The following is a 1,436-nucleotide window of genomic DNA, read 5'->3' as shown; positions in this document are numbered from 1 at the left end:
GGCTTTGAAACATGAAAAGACCGCAAAGCTTTCTTGAAAAAGCGCTTTGTAGCCTTCTGGTCTCTTGTTTTGTTTAGGAAAAAATCAATTGTGTTTYCTTTCGAATCAACAGCACGATACAGATACATCCATTGACCTTTTACTTTGATATAKGTTTCATCGGCTCTTCAAGAGTCATTTGTTTGAGATGACGACGGATTCGTTTGTCCAATTCAGGACCATACTGATAAACCCAACGCATAATYGTTGTATGAGAAATGGATAAACCCCGTTCTTCTAGCATTTCCACCAAATCACGAAAACTGAGGTTGTACCGTAGGTACCATCTTACYGTTAACAAAATAATATCAGGCTGATAATRCTTCCATTTGAATACATTTTCCTTTTCCATACCAATYACRCACCCTTTCTAAAGTAATAGYAACAGTATGTCCAAGATTTATAGATTCATTGCAATTGTCCTTAAGTTYTTGCACCAGAATCACCGGAGGTATATTATTATCGCTTTAACAAGCCGCAGGGATTTGGATGTGCAATGGTTGGGGAGGATGCTCATCGCGTTGTACATAATAGCTTTATTACAATTCCAGGTGAGCTAGACCATCCACAAGCAACAGCGCCTGGATATGCAATGTATTTTTGTTGGATGATTCGACATCTTGAGAATAACCCATGGAATGATCGTATCATGGAGGAAGAACACAAGTGGTTATTAGAACCAAATGCGAAAATTTGGCCAGAAAAAGAATAGATGAAAATAAAGGTTCTGGACAAAAACGATGTCACTTGCAATTGTTTTTGCTCAGAACCACTAATTTTTTGTCAATGTAGGCAGGCTCTTATAATAGAACGTATCTTGAAATTAAAGTAAATATATATGAACCTACAGTACTCATGAATAAAAGAAGGTAGATGCTCATTATCATGGTACGTTTAATAGAAAAGCATTGCTAAAGAYTTTGGCAGTGCTTTTTCTYAATCARTTTTTTGATRTTTTTCATTCTGCTCACAATTATATAGAAAAATTGAAAGAAGAATGTGTAATGAAGTATCTATCTGTGCAGARATAATAAAGTTGTTTAATTTACAATAAAGTCATTTAAAAAATAATATARTTKTTTWAAAATCYTTMTTCCACKAACGGAGCAGGTTAGTGGAAGCAATAGTAATTAGGTTTGACTGGGAAAATTGTCGATGATATTAAAAAAGACACCGAAGTGTCTTATGTTTTTCAAATTAAGCATACCGATAAATTGAAATTTAATTACTTAACATTCTGCTTATCTTGGGAGCGAGGTATTTTATCGGTGAGTGTATACAAACCATGTAATGCTTGCTGTTAATAATGCTGACGAAATCAAAGCTGTAAGAACACTATATGTTTGCCAAATAAGTATTGTTGACCAATCGAAAGCACAGCACAGTATACCCAGGGC

At 34.8% G+C, this 1,436-nt stretch carries 2 pseudogenes; one reads left to right on the top strand and one right to left on the bottom strand.

Annotated features, from left to right (window positions below):
- A pseudogene (locus tag AC1DJR_RS29630) lies at positions 1–391 on the bottom strand (IS6 family transposase); the annotation flags it as partial.
- 87 nt (positions 392–478) lie between these two features.
- Here AC1DJR_RS29630 and AC1DJR_RS29625 point away from each other — a divergent pair.
- Positions 479–751, top strand: a pseudogene (locus AC1DJR_RS29625) (5-deoxy-glucuronate isomerase); the annotation flags it as partial.
- Positions 752–1,436 lie beyond the last annotated feature (685 nt).

The organism is Bacillus sp. 05T31 (genome assembly GCF_056396725.1).
This window is presented reverse-complemented; position numbering and strand designations above follow the sequence as displayed.